Source organism: Nostoc sp. CCY 9925, from assembly GCF_963920935.1.
GTDB lineage: Bacteria > Cyanobacteriota > Cyanobacteriia > Cyanobacteriales > Nostocaceae > Nostoc.
The window spans coordinates 16289-40671 of the sequence record NZ_CAWUDO010000077.1; the positions used below are offsets into that span (position 1 = coordinate 16289).

Annotated in this window: 27 protein-coding genes; 10 read left to right on the top strand and 17 right to left on the bottom strand. The window is 42.7% G+C overall.

What is annotated here, in order from left to right; all coding sequences use genetic code 11:
* The first annotated feature begins 139 nt into the window (after positions 1-139).
* Together ACM0OY_RS29025 and ACM0OY_RS29030 are read left to right on the top strand one after the other, a co-directional pair.
* A complete protein-coding gene (locus tag ACM0OY_RS29025) occupies positions 140-1387 on the top strand; it encodes a hypothetical protein (RefSeq protein ID WP_414572242.1) in 1248 nt (415 codons plus the stop codon).
* Between the two features lie 66 nt (positions 1388-1453).
* A complete protein-coding gene (locus ACM0OY_RS29030; RefSeq protein ID WP_414572243.1) occupies positions 1454-2215 on the top strand; it encodes a phosphatase PAP2 family protein in 762 nt (253 codons plus the stop codon).
* A 46-nt stretch (positions 2216-2261) separates the two neighbouring features.
* Here ACM0OY_RS29030 and ACM0OY_RS29035 read toward each other — a convergent pair whose 3' ends face one another.
* Together ACM0OY_RS29035 and ACM0OY_RS29040 are read right to left on the bottom strand one after the other, a co-directional pair.
* Positions 2262-2993, bottom strand: coding sequence for a class I SAM-dependent methyltransferase (locus ACM0OY_RS29035; protein WP_414572244.1), 732 nt, complete (start codon positions 2991-2993; stop codon positions 2262-2264).
* Positions 2994-3150: 157 nt separating this feature from the next.
* Positions 3151-3804, bottom strand: a complete 654-nt coding sequence (locus ACM0OY_RS29040; protein WP_414572245.1) for a hypothetical protein — start codon at positions 3802-3804, stop codon at positions 3151-3153.
* Between the two features lie 620 nt (positions 3805-4424).
* Here ACM0OY_RS29040 and ACM0OY_RS29045 point away from each other — a divergent pair.
* The 4 genes from ACM0OY_RS29045 (at position 4425) to ACM0OY_RS29060 (ending at position 8153) form a co-directional block, all read left to right on the top strand.
* Positions 4425-5882 (top strand): APC family permease, encoded by a 1458-nt coding sequence (locus tag ACM0OY_RS29045; protein WP_414572246.1) that lies wholly within the window; start codon positions 4425-4427, stop codon positions 5880-5882.
* Between the two features lie 114 nt (positions 5883-5996).
* A complete protein-coding gene (locus ACM0OY_RS29050) occupies positions 5997-6632 on the top strand; it encodes a cadmium resistance transporter (RefSeq protein ID WP_414572247.1) in 636 nt (211 codons plus the stop codon).
* 104 nt (positions 6633-6736) lie between these two features.
* Positions 6737-7573, top strand: coding sequence for a sulfite exporter TauE/SafE family protein (locus tag ACM0OY_RS29055; protein WP_414572248.1), 837 nt, complete (start codon positions 6737-6739; stop codon positions 7571-7573).
* A 1-nt stretch (position 7574) separates the two neighbouring features.
* Entirely contained in the window at positions 7575-8153 is a 579-nt protein-coding gene (locus ACM0OY_RS29060; protein ID WP_414572249.1) for a DUF1634 domain-containing protein, read from the top strand.
* 89 nt (positions 8154-8242) lie between these two features.
* On the opposite strand, the gene ACM0OY_RS29065 is transcribed toward ACM0OY_RS29060, so the two are convergent.
* Positions 8243-8515, bottom strand: a complete 273-nt coding sequence (locus ACM0OY_RS29065; RefSeq protein WP_414572250.1) for a hypothetical protein — start codon at positions 8513-8515, stop codon at positions 8243-8245.
* 267 nt (positions 8516-8782) lie between these two features.
* Between ACM0OY_RS29065 and ACM0OY_RS29070 the strand changes: the two genes are divergently transcribed.
* Together ACM0OY_RS29070 and ACM0OY_RS29075 are read left to right on the top strand one after the other, a co-directional pair.
* The gene (locus ACM0OY_RS29070) at positions 8783-9244 is read left to right on the top strand and encodes a hypothetical protein (RefSeq protein ID WP_414572251.1); all 462 of its coding nucleotides are present in this window, start codon (positions 8783-8785) and stop codon (positions 9242-9244) included.
* Between the two features lie 206 nt (positions 9245-9450).
* The gene (locus ACM0OY_RS29075; RefSeq protein WP_414572252.1) at positions 9451-9816 is read left to right on the top strand and encodes a class I SAM-dependent methyltransferase; all 366 of its coding nucleotides are present in this window, start codon (positions 9451-9453) and stop codon (positions 9814-9816) included.
* Here the strand turns inward: ACM0OY_RS29075 and ACM0OY_RS29080 are convergent.
* On the bottom strand, positions 9771-10544 hold the full coding sequence (locus tag ACM0OY_RS29080; protein ID WP_414572253.1) for a class I SAM-dependent methyltransferase: 774 nt from the start codon (positions 10542-10544) through the stop codon (positions 9771-9773). The two genes, ACM0OY_RS29075 and ACM0OY_RS29080, sit on opposite strands and share 46 nt — an antisense overlap.
* Positions 10545-10928: 384 nt before the next feature.
* Here ACM0OY_RS29080 and ACM0OY_RS29085 point away from each other — a divergent pair, with 384 nt between their 5' ends.
* Complete coding sequence (locus ACM0OY_RS29085) at positions 10929-11288, top strand: type I secretion C-terminal target domain-containing protein (protein ID WP_414572254.1); 360 nt, start codon at positions 10929-10931, stop codon at positions 11286-11288.
* A gap of 104 nt (positions 11289-11392) precedes the next feature.
* Here the strand turns inward: ACM0OY_RS29085 and ACM0OY_RS29090 are convergent, their stop codons facing one another.
* From ACM0OY_RS29090 to trxA, 6 genes are all read right to left on the bottom strand, one after another.
* Complete coding sequence (locus ACM0OY_RS29090) at positions 11393-12082, bottom strand: SDR family NAD(P)-dependent oxidoreductase (protein ID WP_414572255.1); 690 nt, start codon at positions 12080-12082, stop codon at positions 11393-11395.
* 4 nt (positions 12083-12086) lie between these two features.
* Positions 12087-13379, bottom strand: a complete 1293-nt coding sequence (locus tag ACM0OY_RS29095) for an MFS transporter (RefSeq protein ID WP_414572256.1) — start codon at positions 13377-13379, stop codon at positions 12087-12089.
* A gap of 112 nt (positions 13380-13491) precedes the next feature.
* A complete protein-coding gene (locus ACM0OY_RS29100) occupies positions 13492-14157 on the bottom strand; it encodes a nitroreductase family protein (RefSeq protein WP_414572257.1) in 666 nt (221 codons plus the stop codon).
* A gap of 31 nt (positions 14158-14188) precedes the next feature.
* Positions 14189-15301, bottom strand: a complete 1113-nt coding sequence (locus tag ACM0OY_RS29105) for an alkene reductase (protein ID WP_414572258.1) — start codon at positions 15299-15301, stop codon at positions 14189-14191.
* Between the two features lie 90 nt (positions 15302-15391).
* The gene (locus ACM0OY_RS29110) at positions 15392-16186 is read right to left on the bottom strand and encodes an SDR family NAD(P)-dependent oxidoreductase (protein WP_414572259.1); all 795 of its coding nucleotides are present in this window, start codon (positions 16184-16186) and stop codon (positions 15392-15394) included.
* Positions 16187-16347: 161 nt separating this feature from the next.
* Positions 16348-16671, bottom strand: coding sequence for a thioredoxin (gene trxA / locus ACM0OY_RS29115; RefSeq protein WP_414572260.1), 324 nt, complete (start codon positions 16669-16671; stop codon positions 16348-16350).
* A gap of 81 nt (positions 16672-16752) precedes the next feature.
* Between trxA and ACM0OY_RS29120 the strand changes: the two genes are divergently transcribed.
* Positions 16753-17121, top strand: coding sequence for an ArsR/SmtB family transcription factor (locus ACM0OY_RS29120; protein WP_414572261.1), 369 nt, complete (start codon positions 16753-16755; stop codon positions 17119-17121).
* Positions 17122-17137: 16 nt separating this feature from the next.
* Here ACM0OY_RS29120 and ACM0OY_RS29125 read toward each other — a convergent pair whose 3' ends face one another.
* From ACM0OY_RS29125 to ACM0OY_RS29155, 7 genes are all read right to left on the bottom strand, one after another.
* Positions 17138-17917 (bottom strand): nucleotidyl transferase AbiEii/AbiGii toxin family protein, encoded by a 780-nt coding sequence (locus ACM0OY_RS29125; protein WP_414572262.1) that lies wholly within the window; start codon positions 17915-17917, stop codon positions 17138-17140.
* On the bottom strand, positions 17914-18150 hold the full coding sequence (locus ACM0OY_RS29130; protein ID WP_414572263.1) for a hypothetical protein: 237 nt from the start codon (positions 18148-18150) through the stop codon (positions 17914-17916). Before ACM0OY_RS29130 ends, ACM0OY_RS29125 begins: the two co-directional genes overlap by 4 nt.
* A gap of 78 nt (positions 18151-18228) precedes the next feature.
* The gene (locus ACM0OY_RS29135) at positions 18229-19521 is read right to left on the bottom strand and encodes a glycosyltransferase (RefSeq protein ID WP_414572264.1); all 1293 of its coding nucleotides are present in this window, start codon (positions 19519-19521) and stop codon (positions 18229-18231) included.
* Positions 19522-19815: 294 nt separating this feature from the next.
* On the bottom strand, positions 19816-20709 hold the full coding sequence (locus ACM0OY_RS29140) for a hypothetical protein (RefSeq protein ID WP_414572265.1): 894 nt from the start codon (positions 20707-20709) through the stop codon (positions 19816-19818).
* A 31-nt stretch (positions 20710-20740) separates the two neighbouring features.
* Positions 20741-21325, bottom strand: a complete 585-nt coding sequence (locus tag ACM0OY_RS29145) for a Uma2 family endonuclease (RefSeq protein WP_414572266.1) — start codon at positions 21323-21325, stop codon at positions 20741-20743.
* Positions 21298-21741: a hypothetical protein gene (locus ACM0OY_RS29150; RefSeq protein WP_414572267.1), complete on the bottom strand. Its 444-nt coding sequence runs from the start codon at positions 21739-21741 to the stop codon at positions 21298-21300. The genes ACM0OY_RS29145 and ACM0OY_RS29150 overlap by 28 nt, the downstream gene beginning before the upstream one ends.
* Positions 21742-21774: 33 nt before the next feature.
* On the bottom strand, positions 21775-24383 hold a 2609-nt coding region (locus ACM0OY_RS29155; RefSeq protein WP_414572268.1), incomplete at its 5' end, for a CHAT domain-containing protein.

Below are 24383 nucleotides of genomic sequence, written 5' to 3' on the forward strand. Positions count from 1 at the left end.
TGCACTTAATCTTTATTAAAGAAACCGCCAAGGAAGAAATAAGTTAAGAATTATTCAGTGCAAGTTTACAGAGAATTTGTATTACAGGCGATCGCTTAAAATTAATCTTGGTTAAATTGCCATTGATTAAGAACACAATATGTTTGCCAGAATCCGCCGTCTTTTCAATCAATTTTTTAATAAATCAAGAACTATCAACAACGAACCACTAAATAAAGTGAGTTTGATTGTGATTATTTTAATTGATATTTTTATCTTAATCAATGTTTTTACAGGGTTGGATGATATTAGCAGATGGCACATTAGTCCGACTCAGGCTTATCCATGTTATTCGGAATGGCAAAATTACCGCGTCAATAATACTAAAGATAAAGATTACGAAATTGTCAAGCTTTCATTTCCCTATAGCCCCAACAATAAATATAGTTTTCAGCAAAACTATCAACAAGCCGAAACAGGACATCTTGGTAAAGTCGATGGAACATGCTTAAAGTATGGTGAGTACAAAGATAAGATTAACAATCCGCAAAATCAGCAAACAATCAAAACTATTGAGCAAAAACAAGTACAAATAAGCAACCTGGAACAAACCAACCGTAATATTCGTGCTAAATATGATTCGACTCTCTTAGAAAAAATTGCAGGTCAGCCTCGCGAACAATCAATTAACCAAGTTAGTGCCGAAAAAGCTAAACAGGAGTTAGACCAAAATAACCGACGAATTTCTACCCTAAAACAGGAAAACTCTAATCTTCAAAATCAACTAATAGGCAAACCAGAAAGCAATAGTTTTCTGAAATTTATTCAAAATGAAAATCAATTTAATGAAGTTAAAAAAGACTATCAAAAAGCATCATTTTGGTATCCAAGTATTCAGCTTGGTTTCCAGTCACTCTTTCTTTTACCACTAATTATCATTGCCTTATCAGTTCATAGATTTGCCGATGGAAGAGGATATGGACTAATTTCACTCATTAGCTGGCATTTGCTAGTTATATTTTTTATACCCCTATTAGTTAAAGTTTTTGAATTTCTGCAAATTGGAGCAATATTTCAATTTGTATTTGACATTATTAGCCGTATTTTCGGCGGATTGCTTTTCTTAATCAATTATGTTTATATCTTGCTGATTCCACTGATTGGTTTTGGAATTATCAAGTTTTTTCAAAAATTCGTTTTTAATGCTAAAGTCCAAGCAGCTAACAGAGTTCAAAAATCACTCTGTGTCAACTGTGCTAAAAAAATTCGGCGTAGCGATCGCTACTGTCCCCACTGCGGCTATTATCAATATTTGGAATGCGAAAACTGCCATCATCTCACTTATCAATATTTGCCGTACTGTAAACATTGTGGAACTTTTCAAGATTCTAGTAAAAGTATTAACTAGTGATAGATGGCATTTAATACTTGATTGAAATAAAGTATTCAAGAGTTAGAAGTCAGAATTCAGAATATGCAAAGTGCCAAAAAAACCAATCAAGAAAGTCGATCGCCCCTTTCTTTTCTAAAAAATTTATTGATTGCCCGTTGGCGATCGCTCTTACTCCTGTTCATCGGTGTATATTTACCTTTGCAGGTGTTTGAAATCTTGGCAGTTAAGGTATGGGAAAATGGAGATGGCTTTCCGTGGGATGTGCCTACTCTATTAGCAGTTCACTCGACACAAAACCCACAATTGGATGTTTTAGCGGTAATGCTGGCTAGAATTGGGTCGCCTTGGACAAGCAGTGTAATGGCAGCCGCCATCGCATTCATATTACTACTTCAAAAACGCTGGCGATCGCTAGCTTATGTACTCACCATTTCACTGGGAAGTGTCATCATCAGTCGCACAGGTAAAGAATTAATGCATCGAGTCCGTCCTCATTTGTGGGATTCCATTGCGCCTGAATTGAGTTTTGCATTTCCCAGTGGTCATGCCATAGCGAGTATAACTCTGGTAGCAATTTTGCTCATCTTAAGTTGGGCTACCCCCTGGCGTCGGTTGGTTTTCATCTTCGGTAGCTTATATGTAATAGCTATTGCATGGTGTCGTGTCTATTTAGGAGTTCATTTTCCCAGTGACATTCTCGCCGGTTGGATGGTTGCATTAGCTTGGGCAATTGGTGTGAGTCTAATTATCAAACCCTATTTAACTACAGCCAAATCTGTACATGAAGAACGCGCTAAGGATGAAACTACCTTACTACCCGAAGAGAAAAAATTGGTAAACTAATATGCATCCAATAAGTCTAATGATTAAAGCCAAAAATTCAAAAGAGTTAGTTTTGACAACTTAAACCAACGATCAAAGAGTTTTCTAAGAAATCCCGCCAGTAATCTTCTGTATACTGTTCTATAGCTTGCGGTGGAATTTCTATAGAATGCCACGTAACTTTTTTAAATCCAGCTTCCGTAGCAGCCCATTCATAAATAAACTGACTCCACCTAAAATACTTAATTACAAAAGGTGGATCGGTATTAAATTCAGCTTCACAATAATAGCCTTCGGACAACGTTTCTTCTTTCAATACTGTCAACCCGTATTTGCTACAGTTAGATTTACTCACACAGAAGTGTGGATTAATTGTCATTGCAACCAAACGCCCATTTTCTACCAAATTATTCCTAATTTTTTGGAACATCTTTAACAGATATTCTTTATTTTCTGCATAATTCAAAAGATAAATTGCAGTAACTAAATCAAACTTACCAACTTTAGGAAGCTTCCCAACATCAAACGCTTGGTACTCAATACCCAGTGGCTCTTTGTGTTCTTCCTGCCGTGCAACGCCTATCATTTCTTCTGATATATCTACACCAATAACTTTTCCAGCTCCTCTTTTTTTCAACAATCTGGTATAAAAACCCGTGCCACAAGCTAAGTCTAAGATGGTTTTTTCTTGAAAATTACTAAGGATATTAAAGAATGTAAAATTTTCAACTATTGGCAATGTAGCTTTAGTTTTATACTGCTCGTAAGTACTTCCAACAGTGTCATATTGTTCAGTCATCAAATCCTCATTAAATTTTTATCGACGACTTACTAAGTTGATTAAAAAAGCAAAGCAAGTCAGATTTAACTTGCCACGCCAGCTAAAGTAGCTTTAGTAAAATAATACTTGAGATAGCAAAATTTTGCTACCGACAAGAGGACTTTTCAAACATCCTCTAAGCCTTCTTAGTAGGTGCATTAGTCACTCGTGCATCTACAATATTTTGCGATACATTTGGGATAAACCAATTCACTTCACCAGGTTTCAAGATTTTAGTACCAGCTTGATTGAATTCGATCGCTCCAGTATCTGCATTTACCTTCAAAACTAAGTTAGTTCCATTGGGAACCTTAATCGCAATACCACCTGGCAATTCTTCCTCTTCTTTGCCTACACCCAAAGCGATGGCACTGACATCATTTGGTAGATAAACTCCTTTACAATTCCATCTATCTTGAGTTGTCTCACCATTACCCAGAAAATATAATGCAGCCCCTTCGGAGTATTCATCATCATCAACATCTGGTTCAGGGCCGTAGATAGCTAGAGTCTTGCCTGTTTGATTACTGCACTGACCCCAATCAATTCCTGACTCAAAGGCATATTTTTGCAACTCTAACTCATTGATTTTTTGGTCAATTTGCTCTGACGTTGAACCCTCTAATTGAGCTTGTGTTTCTTTGACAGTTTGCAAATTATTTAATTCTTCAGTCAAATTTATATAATCAGGATTTTCTGAATATTCGGGGCGATCGGCTAACGAAGGTTCAGCAAATACCAGATTTACAAGTAATACCATCGCCATCAAAATATATTTAAAGTTTTTCATGGTTTTGTTCAAAGTTTTAAAAATTGCACATGATGACATTTTAAACACAGTTGTCAACATTATAACTAATGTTAAATCTTAAATTATTCTCAAAAATCACCCCTAATCCATAGGTATTTTGGGGGATTACAAGCATTAATTTCAATTTTACATATCATTTAAACTGCTTTTTGCAAATACCAAATATTAAATTTGTTTGATACAGCTTTCTTTAAGTATTAGTATCGTATTAAATTCTATTTATTTATCTATCTATGTAAGCATTTCGTCATCTATTAAAATTTAATTTCACTAATTAGTAATGGTTAACCGAGTATTATTTTTAACTTTTATAAATTCATATTTATCATATTCATTAGAAAAAATTAATTTGAGATATTTTGCACAGAAAAATTCAGTTCAGATTTTTACTAATACTTGATTGTAGGAAATACATCAGGTAGTATTAAATCAATCTAGAGAAATACGTCTAAAGACATAAGTATGTAAGTGAGAGATATATCGATATCTGTAACTAGAAATCGGCAACTGGTCAACGGGAAATTTTACTCAAAAACTAAAATTTAATTACCTGTATCTCTATCGATATATGCGTCTTTCAATACATCAAAACTGGCTCAATGAAAACAGAAAAATCATCCCATCAAAGTATTCATGGTTTAAAACCAGATTGTTTATCTTTCTCGGAAGTATTGGCGCAATCTTTTGCTGTAATTGCACCGACGACAATACCAGCATCTAATATTGGTTTAATCGTTGCGCTTTCAGGAAACGGTAGTTGGCTAAGTTTTCTGATTGGTTTGATGGGGCTATTGTTTGTCAGTATCAACATCAACCAATTTGCCAGTCGCTCAGCTTCTCCAGGTTCACTGTACTCCTATATTTCTAAAGGCCTTGGTTCCACAGCAGGTGTTGTTTGTGGCTGGAGTTTGGTACTGGCTTATTTATTTACTGGGATGTCTGTTTTGTGCGGTTTTGCCAACTTCAGCGGTGTCTTAATTGGTCATTTAGGCATTCATCCCTCCAGTATTACATTGCTAGCGATCGGTGCAGGGATTTCCTGGTATGCAGCATATAAAGATATCCAACTTTCAGCTGTAGCAATGCTATTGATGGAAGCAGCTTCAGTCGTATTGATTGCAATCTTATGCATCATTATTTGGGCACACAAAGGTTTTGCGTTGGATATGTCCCAACTAACCCTCTCTGGTACGACTCCAGGTAGTGTGGCCACAGGACTTGTATTGGTAATGTTTGCTTTCTCTGGGTTTGAAAGTGCTACATCGCTAGGCGATGAAGCAAAAAAACCATTACAAACAATTCCTAAATCTGTAATGGGTAGCGTCATCCTCGCCGGTCTGTTCTACATTTCAACAACCTATATAGAAGTCTTGGGCTTTAGTGGTACCGGCGTCTCCATAACTCAAACTGAAGAACCTCTGGGTTTTTTATCCCAACAGGCAGGAGTTGGCTTTTTGGGAGAACTTGTGGCTTTGGGTGCCTTATTTAGCTTCTTTGCTTGCATCCTTGGCAGCATCAACCCAGCTGCTAGAGTGTTTTTCATGATGGCACGTCATGGTCTATTCCATTCCTCATTGGGAACAGCACACTCATCGAACAAAACGCCCCACGTCGCAGTCACGATGTGTTCGTTGATTACATTTTTAGTGCCTGCTGTTATGTCCCTATTTAATATTAAGTTGTTCGAGAGTATGGGTTATTTAGGGGCAATTTGTAGCTATGGATTTTTAACGGTGTACATTCTGATTTCCGTCGCAGCTCCCGTTTACCTATACAAAATTAGAAAACTCCGGCGCCGAGATGTAGTGTTTTCCATTGTCGGAGTTGGGTTCATGATGATCCCCGTTTTAGGTAGTGTAGGAATTCCTGGCAGTACACTTTTCCCAGTTCCCGAAGCTCCTTACAATATTTTTCCTTACTTATTCTTGTTATACATACTTGCCACTTGTGGGTGGTTCATCATCAAAAGACTACGTTCTCCAAACCTGGTTGTGAAAATGCGCCAAGGGATTGAAGAAATTCACACTAGATTCAGCGACACCAGGAAAATTCCTTAATTGACTGGGGGCTAGAGGCTGGAAATTAGGGAAGAGTTTTCCCAATACCCAATCCCCAGTCCCCAGTCCCCAGTTCCCAATGCCAAAATCCAAAATCCAAAATCCAAAATTAATATGAGCGGATTAGTTACTGCTATTAGCACAGGTGCAGCTGCCTTCAGTGCCACAAATATCGATGATATTGTTATTTTGACCCTGTTTTTTTCCCAGGTGAATGCTAAGCTTCGACGTTGGCATATAGTCACTGGTCAATATCTAGGTTTCACAGCGTTGGTGATGGCTAGTCTTCCTGGTTTCTTTGGGGGCTTAATCTTACCAAAACCTTGGATTGGACTATTTGGTTTAGTACCCATAGCAATTGGTATCAAGTGCTTGCTAAATCGAGAAGATGATGAATCAGAAGAAACAGAAACAGAGATAGAGCAGTCTGAAGGTTCGTATTTAAGTAAATTTCTCAATTTTCAAACTTACAGCGTAGCAGCGGTAACTTTTGCCAATGGCACTGACAATATCAGTATCTACGTTCCTTTATTTGCTAGCAGTACTTGGGAGAGTCTGCTAATAATTCTGGGAGTGTTTTTTATGCTAGTAGGATTTCTATGCTATGTAGCGTACAAATTAACTCATAATACAGCGATCGCCAACCTTTTGACTCGTTACGGTAACGATTTTATGCCTTTTGTCTTAATGGGATTAGGCGGTTTTATCATTGTGGATAGTGGTACCTGGTCATTAGTTATTGGTCATTAGTCATTGGTTAACAGTCAGCAGTAAACAACTTAGCATTTAAGTTTTAAAGAATACAAAAAATATTTTTGCATCCTGTTATACATTTAAAAAAAGAGGTATGAAATTTGTCGATTTTAGAATTTTCTTTATTAGTTTGGATTGGTTCATTTAGCGCTGGCTTTTTAGGGGCGTTAACTGGGTTAGGCGGTGGAGTAGTAATTGTCCCTTTATTAACTTCAGTATTTGGTGTCGATCTTCGATACGCCGTTGGCGCTTCTCTAGTATCTGTAATTGCTACTTCTTTGGGTGCAGCATCTACTTACATTAAAAAAGGCTATACCAATTTGCGGTTGGGGATGTTTTTAGAAGTAGGGACAACTATTGGTGCGATCGCCGGTGCGATGATTGCTACTTTTGTATCTGTGAAAGCGCTGACTATTGTATTGGCGATCGTCCTGATTTATTCAGCATACCTTTCACAACGACCGAGAATAGAAAACACTGAAGATGAACCAGCAGATCCCCTAGCAAACTTTCTAAAACTAAATAACTGTTATCCAACTCCTGATGGACTGATGTCTTATCAAGTCCATTCAGTACCAATGGGGTTTGGGATGATGATTTTAGCTGGGGTACTTTCTGGATTACTGGGTATTGGTTCTGGCGGATTCAAGGTCTTAGCGATGGACCAAGCAATGCGCCTACCCTTCAAAGTTTCTACCACCACTAGCAATTTTATGATCGGCGTGACAGCAGCAGCCTCAGCCGGAGTTTATTTAGCACGAGGTTACATAGATCCGGGACTATCCATGCCAGTAATGTTGGGAGTATTACCTGGTGCTTTTTTAGGCGCACGAGTTCTTGCAGGGACTCAAACACAGATTTTAAGAACTATTTTCAGCGTTGTGCTGGTGGTAATGGCTTTAAAGATGGTCTACAACAATTTAATAGGGGGGCTGTAAAATGTATAAATTGAATGCTGGTTTTCGCTGGGCATCATGGCCACAGCCAGAGAGTAAAGTAATTACACTAACCTTACCGCCAGAAAATTCCCACTCTGATATTGAAAAGTTAGAAGAACAGCAAGTTAGCAAAGTGGCAGAATTGCCGAATAGCTCTCAAATTGATGTTAACAATGATGTAACGAAAACATCAAGCGAGCAACAATTAGAATATTTGCTCAGTAATCTACTTAAATATGGTGTTTTAATAGCTAGTGCTGTGGTTTTGTTGGGGGGTATCCTCTACTTGATTCATCACGGTGGCGAACCTGCTAGATATCAGTTTTTCCGGGGAGAACCATTGCAATTTCGCTCACCAGCAGGTGTAGTGGAGGCAGTTTTATCAGGTAGCGATGCCTACGACGGGCTACGCCTACGCGGTATTATTCAACTGGGACTATTACTACTAATTGCTACTCCAATTTTACGCGTAGTCATTTCTCTATTGGCTTTTCTGCTCAAGGGAGAATTTATTTATGTAATTGTTACCTTATTAGTACTAGCTAGTCTGACTTACAGCCTTCTCGGAGCTTATTATTAATTCTACTTTCAACAGTTAAGGGTAAATTAACGCTTTTACCCTTAACTGCAATGTATTTAAATTACCCAAATTTCAATACTTTCCAATCATTATGAACCTTGCAAAAGTTCATTAATTGAGCTTAGACTCTGTTGAATTAGCTCCACTAGATAAGTTCTTAACGAATCAAGATTTGCCACTGAGAAATTTAATAATCCCACAGCATATAAAAGACTTGAAATCCCAATAAGTAAAGCCAAAAATCTGCCAAAGCAACCTGGATTAATTTCAATAAAACCTAATTTAGATTGCCCGATGACAGCAATTGTTATAAACACAATTCCTGCTATGACAAATGTGTTATTTGCAGTTAAATCTGTCATTTTCCTATTCAGATAGTTCAGTAGTTTTATTGTAGCTATTATTATTTAAAATTTATGCAACAGCTATATGCATTGAAGAGATGGGGAGATGGAGATCTGAGGGGCACACGGGCAGAGGAGAGAATAATTAATAACCAGTGGCTAATGATTAATGACAATTGGTAGAACTTTTAGTGCCAACAACCCAAAATTGTATCACTAGTGTACTAGACTTTGGTCTAGCTTTTAGTTTAAACTACACTAAGTAGATAGGAATAGTGGTTTTTTATGCAAAGCATCCAGAAAGTAAGTCAAGAGTTGAGCCTCGAAAACCAGACAATGACTGAGCAGTTAGAGCCAACTATTTCAAAAGAGTTCAAAAAAGACATTTTCAAAAAGCTCAGAGGTGGATTCTTTCTAGTACTCGGATATTTATTGTCACCACTATGTTGGTGGAATGACTTACTTTTTAATTTGCCAATAGCTTATGGTTTTGGCTATGGATGTAGTTTACTTTTCCCAAAATTACTTTTGCCTTGTTCTATTATAGGGTACTGGCTTTCTAATATTGTGGGAATTCTTTTAATGCAATTTGGTTCTAAGGATATATTTCAAAAAGAACCCAAAGAGCATAACCTCAAAAAAGAGTTATTTACGGGTTTAATTTCTTCAACAGCTTATACCTTATTGATTTTGCTATTGATCCAGTTGAAGATTCTCGATTCTCCCGTTTTATTCTCCAACAATTAAATTAGTAGCTCTCTCTAACCTTCTCCTCAAAGCACAGGGTTAGGGAAAAACTTTTGTTGCTGAAATAGGGATTTCATATCATGTTCGGGTGAAGACTTATCATTAGGACTGACGCGGAAGGGAACGCTCTGACGCGGAGAAATTTTAATAATAAGTGATTATCCGAACTTGATATTATATTTTTTGCTAGAGAAAAGGAGCAAAGAATGACGGGTGACCCTGCCATCGATCGCGAGGCATTTAAACAGTTTGAGCGTGATGGATTTTCCAGGGTGGCTCAAGGATACGATGGAGCGATCGCTCAGGTAACATCTCAGAACAATGAAACCATATTAGATGCCGTAGAAACTGGGTATGGTACTCGATTGCTGGATGTCGCTTGTGGTACAGGCTGGCTGAGTGCGGCAGCATTGAAGCTACAGGCTATAGTTACTGGATTAGACTACGCTGAGAATATGATAGTGATTGGGCGATCGCAATTTCCCCAAGTAGAATTTCAGCTTGGGGACGATACCAGTTTGAATTATTACTGGGGCTGCGGTGATTTGGCGATCGCTGCCCACACTCGATGATGAACTTGTAGAATTGGTGTGGGATATTTAGCTTCGAGTAATACCGCCAATTCCCGGTCAAATACTTCTACCTTTTCTGGTGTCAAGCTGGCTCCTACACCTGCACTAGCACGAATTCGTCCCCGCCAATCTTCATGTGTATAAGATACAAAAACATCGTAAGAAAATGTGCGGATATCTCGAAATCCTCCTTCTCCAATGTCTTGTAACCACTCAGGATGCAATCCATTACCGCCAGCCATATTCCAAGCTGGATTATGAGCTTTTATAAGTTGCTCTGTTGCTTCAACGACATTACCTTTTAAAGGTATCCAATCAAAATGAGCGATCGCAATTAAACCATTTGCTCTCAGTATCCTGGTAATTTCCTTGACAGCACGCGGACGGTCAAACCAATGCCAACACTGTCCAGCAGTTACTACATCAGCACTTGCGTCTGGTAACTCAGTATTTTCGGCAGTTGCGACTCGGTAATCTACTTTGATTTGGGCAGATTCACTTAACTGTCTGGCTTGTTCTAGAAGTGAAACTGATGGGTCGATGCCAATCACATAAGCACCTCTATTAGCAAAACCCCGTGCTAGCGTTCCTGTTCCTGTACCCAGGTCAACAATGTTCTGCCCTGGTAAACCAATACCATATTCAGACAGTTTGTTAAATAATGAATTGGGAAAACCAGCGCGGTGTTTTGCGTAATCAACAGCAGTTGCACCAAAATCAATTTTCATAAGTCAGGAGTTATTGGTTAGTTGTGAGTATCTCCCCCTAATCCCCATTTTCTTTGAGTTCTAATTATATGTAACGTCTCCCACAATCAATATAGAGCATTAGTGAGAGATTAAGACAATCTTTATTTTGTCAATTAGAAATTATGCTGAAAATTTAGGAAAAACGGAGGTATGAAGTTAACTATTTTACTTAACTTATGGGTCAAGAATAAATCATGCGTATGGGGAAAGGAAAATTCTATTCCTTTACCTTTTCTTACTTCCCCTTTACCCCACTTCTGCAAGAAGTCTAATGTATACCTTTTTGAACAACCGTAAAATTACTGTAATAATATACTTAAATCAAGCAAAAAGCTGTATTCTAGAGAGTGATTTTTCTCAAAATTGCTGATAAAAAATAATTTTGGCGGCTTCAAAAAACCTGAAGCGTTTGACGTTTTTGTTTTCAGCGGCGCAGACTCGTTTGTTTATACAAATATCAAGGATGCGGGCGATACGATCGCTGACTTTGAAGTAGGTACAGACAAGATTGTGCTGGGACAACTTTTCCAGCAATATGGTCTGACCTTGGACTTTGCCAGTGCCATCGCTAGCGGCTACTTGAGCTTTAAGACTCAGGGAACTAATGCGATCGTCTTAATTGACCAAGATGGTTCCTCTGGTGGGGGTCATGCAATTAAGTATATTCAGGTCAACAATGTGTCAGTGGCTGCTTTGAAAAACGCGATTAATTTTGCATTCTAAGATTAAATCGGCAATAGACCTCTTGCAAAAGTGCTTTTCCCACTTCTGCAAGAAGTCTAATGAACAAGTGTCCTGCGTAAGTCCTGAGTAGGCAAAATATCTCGTCAAAAATGCTCTACCCACGGACGTAGTTCCACCTCCCATGTCCAAGCACTGCGGGGTTGGCGGAGGATACTGAGATAAGTTTGGGCGATCGCATCCGGATCGAGAGTACTATCAGTATTATCCACTGGATCTGGGCGGACTGCCGAGCGAATTGCCCCATCAATTATGAAATGTGCCACATGGATATTCTTTGGTGCTAGTTCCTTAGCAATGCTCTGAGCTAAACCGCGTAGTGCAAATTTACCCATTGCAAAAGGAGCAGAGTGAGAAAAACCCTTAACACTCGCTGTGGCTCCAGTAAAGAAAATCGCACCACTCCCCTGCTGCAACATCCGTTTGGCAGCAGCTTGGGCAACCAAAAAGCCGCCGTAGGCAGTCACTTCTAGAGTTTTTGCCACACCGTCAGGATCTAGTTCAATCAAAGGCCCCCGGACGCGGAAACTAGGGTTATAAATTACGATATTTGGCGAACCTAGCTGATTTTCAACATCAATAAATAATTTTTCTACCTCATTAGGTTTTGAGGCATCAGCGGCGAAACTAAGCGCCCCAATTTCATTAGTTAGCTGAGTCAGTTTCTCTATTTGGCGAGCAGCTAAAGCGACACTTATTCCCTCTTTCGCAAAGGCGCGGGCTAAAGAGGCACTTAGTCCGCTACCCGCTCCCACTATCAATGCTGTTGTTGCCATAATTTCAAGTTTCCTGTTTTAATAGCTGGGAATTGCCCCTAGTCGGAGTTTGACCAATCCGCAGTACGCAAACTGCGGCAATCAAGCAGAGAACGCCTGATAAAATAAACGCCTGTAAATAAGTGCCCATCCAAGTTCTTAGCACCCCGGCTCCGAATGCTGCTGTAGCTGCACCGATTTGATGTCCTGCTACAATCCAGCCGAACATCACACCGACGTTTTCTTTACCAAAGACATTAGCAACAAGACGTACCGTAGGCGGTACGGTGGCAATCCAATCAAGTCCATAGAAGATAGCAAACACCGAAAGTCCGTAGAAGGAAAAATCGAAACTGAAGGGTAAGAAAATCAAAGACAAACCCCGCAGTCCGTAGTACCAGCACAACAAGTAGCGATTATTCCAGCGGTCAGATAGCCAGCCGGAAATAGTTGTGCCAAAAAAATCAAATAGACCCATGATTGCCAAAAGCCCAGCAGCCTTGACTTCTGGGATACCGTTATCGATACAAGCGGGAATCAGATGAGTCCCAATTAAGCCATTTGTGCTAGCACCGCAGATAAAAAAGCTACCAAATAAAAGCCAAAAGTCGCGGTTACCCATTCCCAGCCAAAGGGTGTTGAAGGTAGAGGCGATGGAATTTGCTTTCGGCTGCGGTACTTCAGCAGTTTCGCTGTTGTCACCAAAGGGTCGCAAACCGACTTCCGCAGGTCGATCGCGCATAAAAATAGCGATCGCTGGAATAATTAAAACTGCTGCACCAGTGAGAATCCAAGCCGCAGTTCGCCAGCCAAAGCGATCGGTAATTGAAGCGAGTATAGGTAAAAACACTAGTTGTCCAGTAGCTGTACTAGCAGTCAAGATACCTAAAACCAAACCCCGTCTTTCAAAAAACCAGCGGTTAACAACAATCGCACCCAAAACCAGGGCGATAACTCCACTACCACAACCGACAACTATGCCCCACAGCAAAACTAACTGCCAGGGTGCTGACATTAAAGTAGTTAAACCAACACCCATCGCAAGTGCAGCCAAGGCAAACACCATCATCCGACGAATGCCAATCCTTTCCATAACTGTGGCAGCAAAAGGGCCGATTAGTCCGTAAAGTACCAAGTTCAGGGAGATTGCCAAAGATATAGTAGCTCTACTCCAGCCGAATTCCTGTTCAAGAGGCACTATAAAAACTCCGGGAGCAGAACGAATTCCAGCTCCCACCAACAAAGCGAGAAATGTTAAACCCGCGACGAGCCAGCCATAGTGAAGCGAACGACGGGCGAGGAATGAGGCTAGGGACATGATTTGAGGTATGGGGCATGGGGCATGGGCGAGATGAGGGAGTGTGGGGGGCAGGGAGCAGGGAAGAAGAGTTTTTCCCCTCTGCCCCCCTTGCCTCTTCCCATACCCAAAATTAACTTTGATATGGGTTACCAATTCTGTCTACAGAGACGTTGTAGGAAAAGGGCAAACGACCGGGATTTAAGCGTGGTTCTGCTGCATAGCCAACGGGAACTAAAACGGCGATCGCTAAATCTGGATTATCCGTAGCGCCAATCACTTCTTTGACTTTTTCCTCAATCCAACCGTTCATAAAACAAGTGGACAATCCCAAACTTTCTGCTGCTAATACCAAATGGGTAGAGGCAATGATCGCATCTTTGATAGCATATTCGCGTTTCTTGTCGCCTAACCCACCTTGGAATTGTGGGATGGCGGTTTTAAAGTAGTCTACGGTCTTTTCGTTCCATGCCCCAGTCTGGAGTGCCTGCTCAAAAATCGGGGTCAAGTCTTGTTCGCCTCCGTTAGGATTGGCAGCAAACACAAAGGTCACAGGTGCTTGAACGATTTGCTGTTGATTCCACGATGCTGCTGCTAGCGCCGCCTTTTGCGCCTCATCCTGCACAAGAATAATTTGCCAGTCCTGGATATTAAAACTGCTCGGCGCCGCCACAGTTAACTCTACCAATTGCTTGAGCAGTTCTGGAGCGATAGGGTCTGATTTAAAAGTTTTGATTGAACGACGTTGAGCGATGGCAGTTGGCACATCTAAAGGTTGGATTTGGGTGATTGGACTCATGAGATTCTCCTGATATTGGGTGATGACCGAATTATGAGTTGGCTACTGGTTCGCTAGCCGCTGACCAAAATGGGTAATCTGTATATCCCTTTTCATCGCCACCATAAAATGTGGCTTGATTGGGTTCATTTAGTGGTGCATTCAAAGCCAAACGTCGAGGTAAATCTGGATTTGATATAAATAATGTACCAAAAGCAACTAAATCTGCTGCTTTGTTTGCGATTACAGCATTGCCTTTTTCACGAGTATAACCACCATTGACGATGAGCGTATTTGTAAAGCGATCGCGTATATGACTAGTGGGTACAATTATTCCCCCATGTCTAATATCTGCGTCTGTTGCTTCATAAATATGCAGATATGCCAAATTAAACTGGTTCAACGCATCAGCCGCATAACCAAATGTCTCCAGAGGATTGGAGTCACGCATATCGTTAAAAGTCCCACTGGGAGAAAAACGTACTCCCACTCGATTAGAATCCCACACACTAGTTACCGCCTCTGTCACCTCCAACAAAAATCGAGTCCGATTTTCAATGGAACCCCCATATTTATCTGTGCGCTGATTTGTACCATCCCGCAGAAACTGATCTATTAAATAACCATTCGCTGCGTGAATTTCTACTCCATCAAACCCAGCCGCTAGGGCATTTGCCGCTGCTTGACGATACTGTTCCACTATCTGCGGTATTTCTGAAGTTTCTAAAGCACGGGGAATCACAAAGGGTTTAGGCCCCTCAAAAGTTGAAGCTTCACCTTTGGCAGCAATGGCAGAAGGAGCCACAGGTAAAGCTCCATCCGGTTGTAAATCAGGGTGAGAAATCCTGCCTACATGCCATAGTTGCAGAAAAATTCTCCCTCCCTCCTGATGCACAGCATCGGTTACTAACTTCCAGCCCTCCACCTGTTCTGGTGAATGAATTCCTGGTGTAGCCGGATAGCCTTGTCCTTCTGGACTTACCTGTGTTGCTTCAGAAATAATCAGTCCAGCAGAAGCACGTTGGGTATAATAGATAGCATTAAGTTGGTGTGGTACGTTTCCTTCACCCGCCCGATTTCGGGTTAACGGTGCCATCACTACCCGGTTCGGTAGTTCCAGATTCCCTAATTGATAAGGAGAAAATAAGTTAATATCAGTACTCATTGGTTATATCTCCAAATTGTCATTAGTCAATTGTCATTAGTCATTAGTCATCTGTTATTCCCCGCTTCCCACACTCCCTACTCCCCCACACTAAACAATCGACCGAATAACGCCACCATCTACTCGCAAAGCTGCACCATTGGTTGCTGAAGCTAGAGGACTCGATAGGTAAACAACGATCGCTGCTACTTCTTCATTGGTTGCAAAGCGTTTAATTAGGGAACTTGGACGCACATTTTGGAAAAATTCCGCCTCAACTTGGTCTGGACTAATACCACGTTCCTGCGCTAGGTTGGAAATAAAATCTTCAACGCCTTCTGAACGGGTTGGCCCTGGTAAGACGGAGTTCACTGTGACTCCAGTACCAACGGTCATTTCTGCTAGACCCCGCGCAATGGCAAGCTGCGCTGTCTTAGTTGTGCCATAGTGAATCATTTCCACAGGAATTTGAATGCCAGATTCACTAGAAATAAAAACAATCCGCCCCCAGTTTTGCTGTAGCTGCTTTTGGAGATATTGCCGACTCAAACGTATTCCACTGAGTACGTTGATTTCAAATATTTTTAACCAGTCTTCATCGCTAATCTCAAAGAAGGTTTTTGGTTCATAAATACCTAGATTGTTAATTAGGATATCAACGTGAGGAACTTCTTGAAAAAGTTGTTCTACTCCTGCTTTTGTACCTGCGTCACCAACAACACCAGAAACTTTCGCTTCGGGAATACTTTGCTGAATTTTGGCGATCGCCTGTGCTACTCTTTGCTCAGACCGACCGTTAACAATCACTGATGCACCCTCTTCGGCTAACCCTTGGGCTATGGCAAAACCAATGCCTGCCGTTGAGCCAGTTACCAGCGCGGATTTACCATGCAATTTTAAGTCCATTTCGCTCTTTCCCCTTTAATTTCTTCTGGGACTGGGGATTGGGGACTGGGGAGATGAAGGAGTGTGGGGAGTGTGGGGAGTGTGGGGGGAAAGAGAATTTATGCCCCCCTCTCTTCCCACACCTCCCACCCCTCCAGCTTGCCCTATGCCCTTTACCTAGATTAAAGATGCTGTGCTAAGGTCTTATTCAAGGTGGTCTTCGGAACTGCCCCCACCACAGTATCGACTTGGCGACCTTCTTTAAAAACCATCAGCGTCGGAATGCTACGAATTCCATAATGACTGGCGACAGTAGGATTTTGATCTGTGTTCAGTTTCACCACTTTCACCTGTCCTTCGTATTCAGTAGCAACCTCGTCTACAACCGGAGCCACCATCCGACAAGGGCCGCACCAAGGTGCCCAAAAGTCCACTAAGACTGGAATTGTACTTTCCAAGACTTCTTGCTTGAATGTGGCTTCTGTGACATTTGTAATGGATGACATAAAATTGCCTTCCTAATTAATTCTATTATTCGATAATATCGAATAATAAAAATATATGCTACTTGATGAGATAATGCAACTATGAGATTCCTTTATCATCCAGATAGAAAAAATATTTCTTTACCGGGAGTGTTGTATGCATTGGGCGACCCGGTACGGTTAGAGATTGTGCGGTTGTTGGCCAGTGAGGGTGAACAATGCTGTGCCAGATTTGATTTTGCGATCGCCAAGTCTACCATGTCCAATCACTTTAAAATTTTACGCGAATCGGGCGTAGTATTTACACGTAAGGAAGGGACACAGCACATTAATATCCTGCGCCGTGAAGATTTGGAGATGCTGTTTCCAGGTTTGCTGGATGCGGTGTTGAAAGCCGCTCAACCATTGTCTGTTGACCCCGCCAGTAGTAAACAAACAGCCTCAACTAGAGGTAGGGGGCTGAACTGGTGATGCTAAGGGTGTGTGTTTAAAAATCTTCTCGTTTTTCTTTTTGTGTTTCTAAATCAGCAAAGATATCATGTTGTTCTCGAAAAACCCTTGGAGTGTGAGATAAACCCAAATCTGTAGAGAGTAAATCAACACCATCGATAATTTTGGGTATCTGCGCTCGATCGATTTGCAGACCGAGAAAGCATTTTTGCCTGTAATCTGGTCTTTGCTGAAAGCGTTCGACCGATTTTTTCAAAGGGCGCATAACCTCATAGGCCTTTTCAGCCTTCTCAATTGATGCTTGAGGGATTGGAGATTGCAGCCTGAGAATTGCTAGATCGATTAAATCTCTTGCCTCAACGCTGTCATCTGCGTAACGGTCAGAATTTGACAGCAGCTTAGAGGTAAAACAGTCATTGAAGCTTAAGCAGGGAACAGGTGACCAGTTTGGATATCTTGGTGGGTCTAGTTGAAAACGAGTTTCGGCAATGATTTCCGTTTTAATAGGCAGATCATCTACAATCACTATCATCCGAATTCCATATTGGTCAGTTGTGCTACGTCCAACTTGGATTTTACTTAAATCACGAAATAATGCTTCATGCCCACCCTCAAATACCACTGTACGTAAATATTTATAGCCTTCTGTACTAATCGAAGCAATAAAATCAACGTCTTTACTTCTGCGATACTCTTCAAAATCAAGCGCAAGAAGGGTTCCGCCACCGAAGTAAGCAGAACCTTTCGTAAGGATGTCAGAATCCAAGCATTCGAGAACTGTGAAAATTTTGTTATGGTGTTCTAACCTAAAGGTCATAAACAAACTTGCAACCAGGATTTATAGCGTCTGGCAAGTTCCTTAAGGAAATTGAGTTCTTCACCCTCAAGATTATTAAATAGGTTGCGATATTGCCAACCGCGCTCGTAGCGACTCAGCATTTCTTCAGAAGTAAAGCGATATACATCGGCAGTTTGCCAACAAATAGACTCCAGAAAAGGCAGTTTTTTGGGGACAAAAATGGTGTTATTTGTCGGTGTTACCGTTGTCATAAATCTTTTATTCAACCACTTTCGGTTTAGTTCAATTTAGATTAGGATTACCAATTATGTAATTCAATTTTATCTCAACTATAAATTATTTGGGTTGGGATATACTCTTCCTTTCCAGTTGCCGCCCCGCCCTTGCCAGTGACGGAGTGCAGAATCTACAGTCATTAGGGTATAGAGAAAAGCGATCGCGGGTAAACTAAAAGCTAACCAAAAAGAACATTTATAAAAGCGGATTGTCGGGTAGTAAGCCAAGGTCATTAATAACCAAGCCAATAAACCTGTAAATGTGATCGCCCAATTACCCCAAACTACACCCAAAAGCAAACCCACAGGTGGAACTAGATAAATTAAGCTCATCCCTACCAAAGTTCCTAATAGTAATAATGGAGAATAATTCAATTGTGTATAGGCAGTACGGGCAATCATATCCCAAATTGTCGTCAGAGAATTATAGGGACGCAAACTGCGAGTTAAAGTACTCAATCCCAGCCAGATACGACCTGTTGGAGAAGACACGGAGATGGGGAGACGCGGTGAGGAAGTTGGAGTCTTGGCGGTTCCCGTCGAGTCCAAACTTCCGAACCCGAAGGGGGACGCGGGGAAAGAAAATATCTCCGCTTCCCCACTCTTCTTAACCGCCTTAGCCAAAGCGCAATCATCAATTAAAGCTTGGCGAATCGCTTGAATACCGCCAATTCGCTCTAAAGCTTGTTTGCGAATCAGGATCGAACCCCCAGCAGCAGCGGCTATGGGATGGTTGGGATTATTCACCCAGCGGAAGGGATAGAGTTTTTGGAAGAAAAAGACGAAAGCGGGAATCAATAGTTTTTCCCAAAAGCTTTCACACCTGAGTCGCACCATTACTGAAACTAAGTCTAAATTTTCCTGCTCAGCTTTAGCAACGAGTCGGTACAGATTACTCACGTCATGTTCGATATCTGCGTCGGTGAGGAAAAAATAATCAGGTGTCAGTTTACTAGCATTCTTTATACCTTGCTCAACAGCCCAAAGTTTGCCTGACCAACCGGGAGGTAGTGATTCCCCCAAGATAATATGTAATTGCTGGGGTTTACCAACGGCGTGGGCGACTCCTTCAGCAAAATTTGCTGTACGGTCTGTGCTGCGATCGTCTACTAAAAACACATCCAAAGAACCAGGATAATCTTGGAGTAAGAGCGATCGCAAGCTGATTGGTAGTAATTCCGCTTCGTTACGTGCCGGAACCACCGCACAAACCACTGGTAAAGATTTTAGCGGAGTTTCCGTAACCTCTAATTGCTGGTCTAACCGCCAAAACTGCCCCCAAAAATACAGTAATCCTAACCAAATTGCCAAGGATAAAAGCACCAATCCGAATAAAATTACACCCATGACTGTCCCTATCTGCTACTACATAAAACTTGGATAAAGCTATATCTTATACCAGGTTCGGGCGAACACTTATAATTAAGATTGACACAAAGACGCAAAGAATTTGCTGAATTATCAAGCGATGTCTATTGACAAAAAATATTAAATATGTATAAATTCAAAAAAATCATATCTGTTGTAGGGGCACAGCGCTGCCCATTGGACGCAAAGCCGGGGTGGGGTGACTCCGGATTAATTGGTAAATCAGTGTAGCAACTCAAATTCTCAAATTCTGGCGATCGCCTATTCCAAGAATCACAAGCCCCAGCCCCGCCAGAAGTATTCGGTAAGTTGCCGTCCCACGCGGCGTTCTTCATTGGGATCAGGGGGCAAATTCCAACGCAGAGATTGATAGAGCAGATGGCGGTGCAGGTCAAAGGTGGCTTCGATGAGTTCACCATAGTTTCTGGCAGCCTCAAGCGCCCAGTAGCGATAAATAAAGATGGCAGAGAAGATGCCCACAGGAGCCGCCCACCATGCCCAAAATGTCCAGACGATAAATAGTAGACTCCAGAACCAAAAGCGGACAGCGGTGTTGAGGTCGGCGCGGGCTTCTTGGAGGTCTTTTTTGACAGCATCGGGGAGGAGAAGCCAGAGGCGTGACCAGCAGACGATCGCATCTAATCCATATTTTTCCAGAGGCCACTGTTCCGCAGCACGCAGGATGTTGCCCAAGCGAGTGGGCATAATTTGGTTTTCCAGGGGTAGGTAATGTAGTTGCAAGTCAAGTTGGATCAGTTCGTCACGCTGTTCGGTGGTGATTTGGTTAGGGTTGAGGCGTTGAAGTTTTTGAAGTTCTTGCCAGCGATCGTTAATTCTTTGACTGCGTTTTTCTTCTCTGGCAATCAACCAACGCCGCAAAGGCCGCAGCCAAGGATGCCAGTAGCCTTCCAGAAAGCGCAGTACAGCCAAATCGAAGCGTTGCACCACGAAAGCAGAGGCGACAATCAGGCAGAAAACCCCGACGAGGAAGGCGATTTGTAACGGTTCGGGTTGTTGGCTCAACCAAGTGCTAGCACGTTTCCAGCCGAAGCGCTGTAGTCCTGCGGCGGCTCCCCCTGCCCAAAAGACAAAAGCGGGGGTGAGGAGGGTGGCAACCCATTGTTCGGCGAGTTTGCTGCCAAAGCTTTCCAGGAATTTTGCAGACATGGCATGACCGAGAGAGTTGATAGGGCTGGGGCTATTCGGTTAGCCAACTGAAGAGTTTACCAACAGTGAGGCTGAAGGATTCGGCAAAGGGTGGGACGGGTAAGCCATCGCTTTCTTGTTCATACAGGGCAATGGTGCGTAGGCTTTGCCCACCGTAGGTATCGCTAAAATAAACAAACACGAGTTCCTCCTCTGGGTCAATCAACCATCCCATTTGGGTACTGTGGGCAAGGCTATGGAGGATGTTGCGGATAACTTTGGTTTGGCTTTGGTCGGGGGAGAGGATTTCTATTGTCCAGTCGGGGGCGATGGTAAAATTATTGGACACTTTGCCGTTTTGATCGCGGGGAATGCGTTCCCAAGTGAAAACTGCAATATCTGGAACAATCGACCTACCGCCAAAGGTGCAGCGGAGTTCCGAATAAGCGCGGGCGATGTGTCCAGGTTTAAGTGCTTGGTTGATGTCAGTACCAAGGTCAACCTGCACTGTACTGTGTTTTCCTTGGGGCATAGGTTTTTGGATAATCTGACCGTCGATGAATTCACTAGCAGGTTTGGTTTCCGGTAGCTGGAGAAATTCATCGAGGGTCAGGGGTTTGGCGGGAGTTTGAACCATTGCCGTTTGTGGTGCGTGGGTTGTGAGTATTGTATCGTTATGCTAACGGGTTCGAGGGGAACATTGTGAGTGGGACACAGGGGCGTGGGGCGACCAATGCGATCGCGCGACCAAGTTTCGTCGCACTGAGGACATTTAAATTGGCGTGCAGAAATTTCAGATATTGAACCAGCTGGTCGATCGTATCCTTTTTGAGTTGCATTCGTTTCCTGGAATTGGGTTACCCAGTTGCGAGTGGCTCTCGTGCCCGTCAGTAACTCCCAGATAGAATCCTCGACGGCTTCTCCAGCTTGAGCCTGTTGTAGGAGTTCATCAAGTTCTTGGCACATTTGTTCTCCAGCTTCAGTACCCAGTAATTGCCAGAGGCGGGGACGAATCGCCAGAGCAGTTTCTAAAATTGAAAAATTATCAGTCATGATTGCTTGAAGAAATAACAGGTTAAATAATGTTTAAACTCCCGTGTAGCTGAAGGCTGCCCAGTAATAGGGATGGGAGAAATCTAATAGTAGCGATCGATATAAATCCCCTTTTTTGGATGCCAGTTCGGAAATAAATGTTTCACAGTGAGCAACTATATCACGCGGTTCGGCATCCCGGAGCCATTTTTGGGCTGTGATTAAAGCTTGTGATGGCTCTAGGTGTTGGTCGCGCCAAAGTGTGTAAAACCGAGTTAGTAGAACCATTGTACTGAGTTCTGAAACTTTCCAAAGGGAAGCAGCAACCCCAGCGACACCTGCCTGAAGTAAGCCTGTGGGTAGGCTGATGGCTTCATCCGCTAGTTCAATTCCTGGCAGTCCAGTTTCACAAGCCGAGAGAATGGCAACGCGGATACCACCCTGGTTATTTTCCACCAGTTTGAGGTCGAGGAGGTCGCGCAGGGTAAGTATGGCTTCACCTGTCATAGCAAGACCACTTTTGAGGGGTGCTTCTAAGTCAGCTTTGCCGTGGCAAGAACAGTGTAAAATTTTGTAATGCGGTAAGGCAGCGAGAACAGCCTCTCTGGTTGCTTGTTCTTGGGTGAAAACTTGGGAATTTTGGAAAGTGGCGATCGCAGCTTGAACTTCTCGTTGTGAGTTGGGTAAGGGTTTAGCGCCATCATGTTTGGGTTCATCAATTGCTAGTATCGAATCTGCGAAAGTCCGTTGAGCGATTTCTTGAGCTGTTGAGAGCGATCGCGCATTGGGGGCATAGGTAAAGTGGATAGCATCAAGGGCGTAGTACCTCTTAGTAAGAGCGTTAGAATCTTCAACCCAGGCGGCGTGGAGGGGCAGAAAGCTGAGGAGTCCCGTGGGAATGAGGATGGCTTGCTGGAAATTGCGCTGCTGGAGGTGGTTGATTAGGGGTGACATCAGGGGTTGCCAAAGTTGGCGAGTGCCTTGGTCAATGGCATTTAGCCAAGCCTGATGGTTGGTTTGCGATTGGTCATAATAAGTCCTGAACCAGGCTAAGAAGATTTCTTGTAGATTGTTTTCCGTGAGGTCATCCAACCAAAGCTCATCAATGTTCTCTTGGGTGAGGATGAGAGCAAGGCTGCCAGCAGAAGTGGTTACGAGGTAGACGAGGGGAATATCGGAGCGCAGAGTTTGGCGGATATCATCGAAGGTGGGTTGAGCCAAAAATTCTTCGTAGCTGGGAACTTGACGGATTTGCTCAATGATTTTTGTCAAGGTTTCGTGTATTTGCAGGGCTTCGGTGCGGAGAGCTTCGGGGGTGAGACTATGGCGCTCATCTGAAGTCATTCGCAGGCGTTCTTGGCTTTCGAGGTTACGGCGTTGGTTAGCGATATCTCTGTATTGAGTATAAAGACTGGGGGCGAGTTGCTGAAGTTGAGTCAGGTCGCTTCTGTCTCGGTCTAGAGTTTCACTGAGTCCACGGGCGCGACCTCGTTCTAGGGTGAGGACAGCTGCTTGTAAATCGCCAGTACGGGCGAGGGCATAGGCAGCACGGCGGGGCAGGTTGTTGGTTTCGGCAAGTTCGGCGGCTTTGCCATCGAGTAAAATGGCAGATTGGTAGAGGATTTCGCCTGCTTCAAAGGCGAGAGCGTAGTTACTAGCGGCTTCTGCCCAAGCTTGTTGCTCAAAGTGAAGGTTGCCGAGGTTGCGGGCAGTATGACGGCAATCTTTGGGAAATGCCTTACAGGTAAAAACTTGCAGGGCAAGTTGACAAGCGGCAATGGCTTGTTTGAGGTTATCAGTCCTTTCTCCCCTAATCCGATCCTTATATGCTTTTGCTAGAAAAGTTTGGGTCATTGCCCATTGTTGGGGGAAAGCCTCATGGGTAAAAACTTGCAGAGCGAGTTGATAAGCAGCAATTGCTTGTTCGAGGTTATCAGTCCTCTCGCCCCTAATCCGTTTGCTATAGGCATCTGCCAGATAAACTTGGGTACCTGCCCAGTGTTGGGGAAAAGCCTCATGGGTCAAAACTTGCAGGGCAAGTTGACAAGCGGCAATGGCTTGTTCAAAGTTGTCAGCCCTCTCTTCTTGAATCCAGTTGCTATAGGCATCTGCCAGATAAACCTGGGTCATCGCCCATTCTTGAGGAAAACCCTCACGGGTATAAACTTGCAGGGCAAGTTTAAAAGCGTCAACAGCTTGTTCGAGGTTCTTTGCATTTTTCCCTCGAATCCGGTTGCTGTAGGCATTTGCTAGATTCTGCTGGGTCATTGCCCAATCGTGGGGAAACTCCTCATGGGTATAAACTTGAAGGGCAAGTTGAGAAGCAGCGATGGCTTGTTCAAAGTTGTCAGCCCTCTCACCTCTAATTCGGTAAAGATAGGCATTTGCTAGATTATTCTGAATACCTGCCCAGTAGTGGGGAAACTCCTCACAGGTATAAACTTGAAGGGCAAGTTTAAAAACTTCAATGGCTTGTTCGAGGTTTTCTGCTCTCTTTCCCTTAATCCGTTCCTTATATGCATTTGCCAGATTATTCTGAATACTTGCCCATTGTTGAGGAAAAGCCTCACGGGTATGAACTTGAAGGGCAAGTTGACAGGTGGCGATCGCTTGTTCGAGGTTTTCTGCTCTCTTTCCCTTAATCCGTTCCTTATATGCATTTG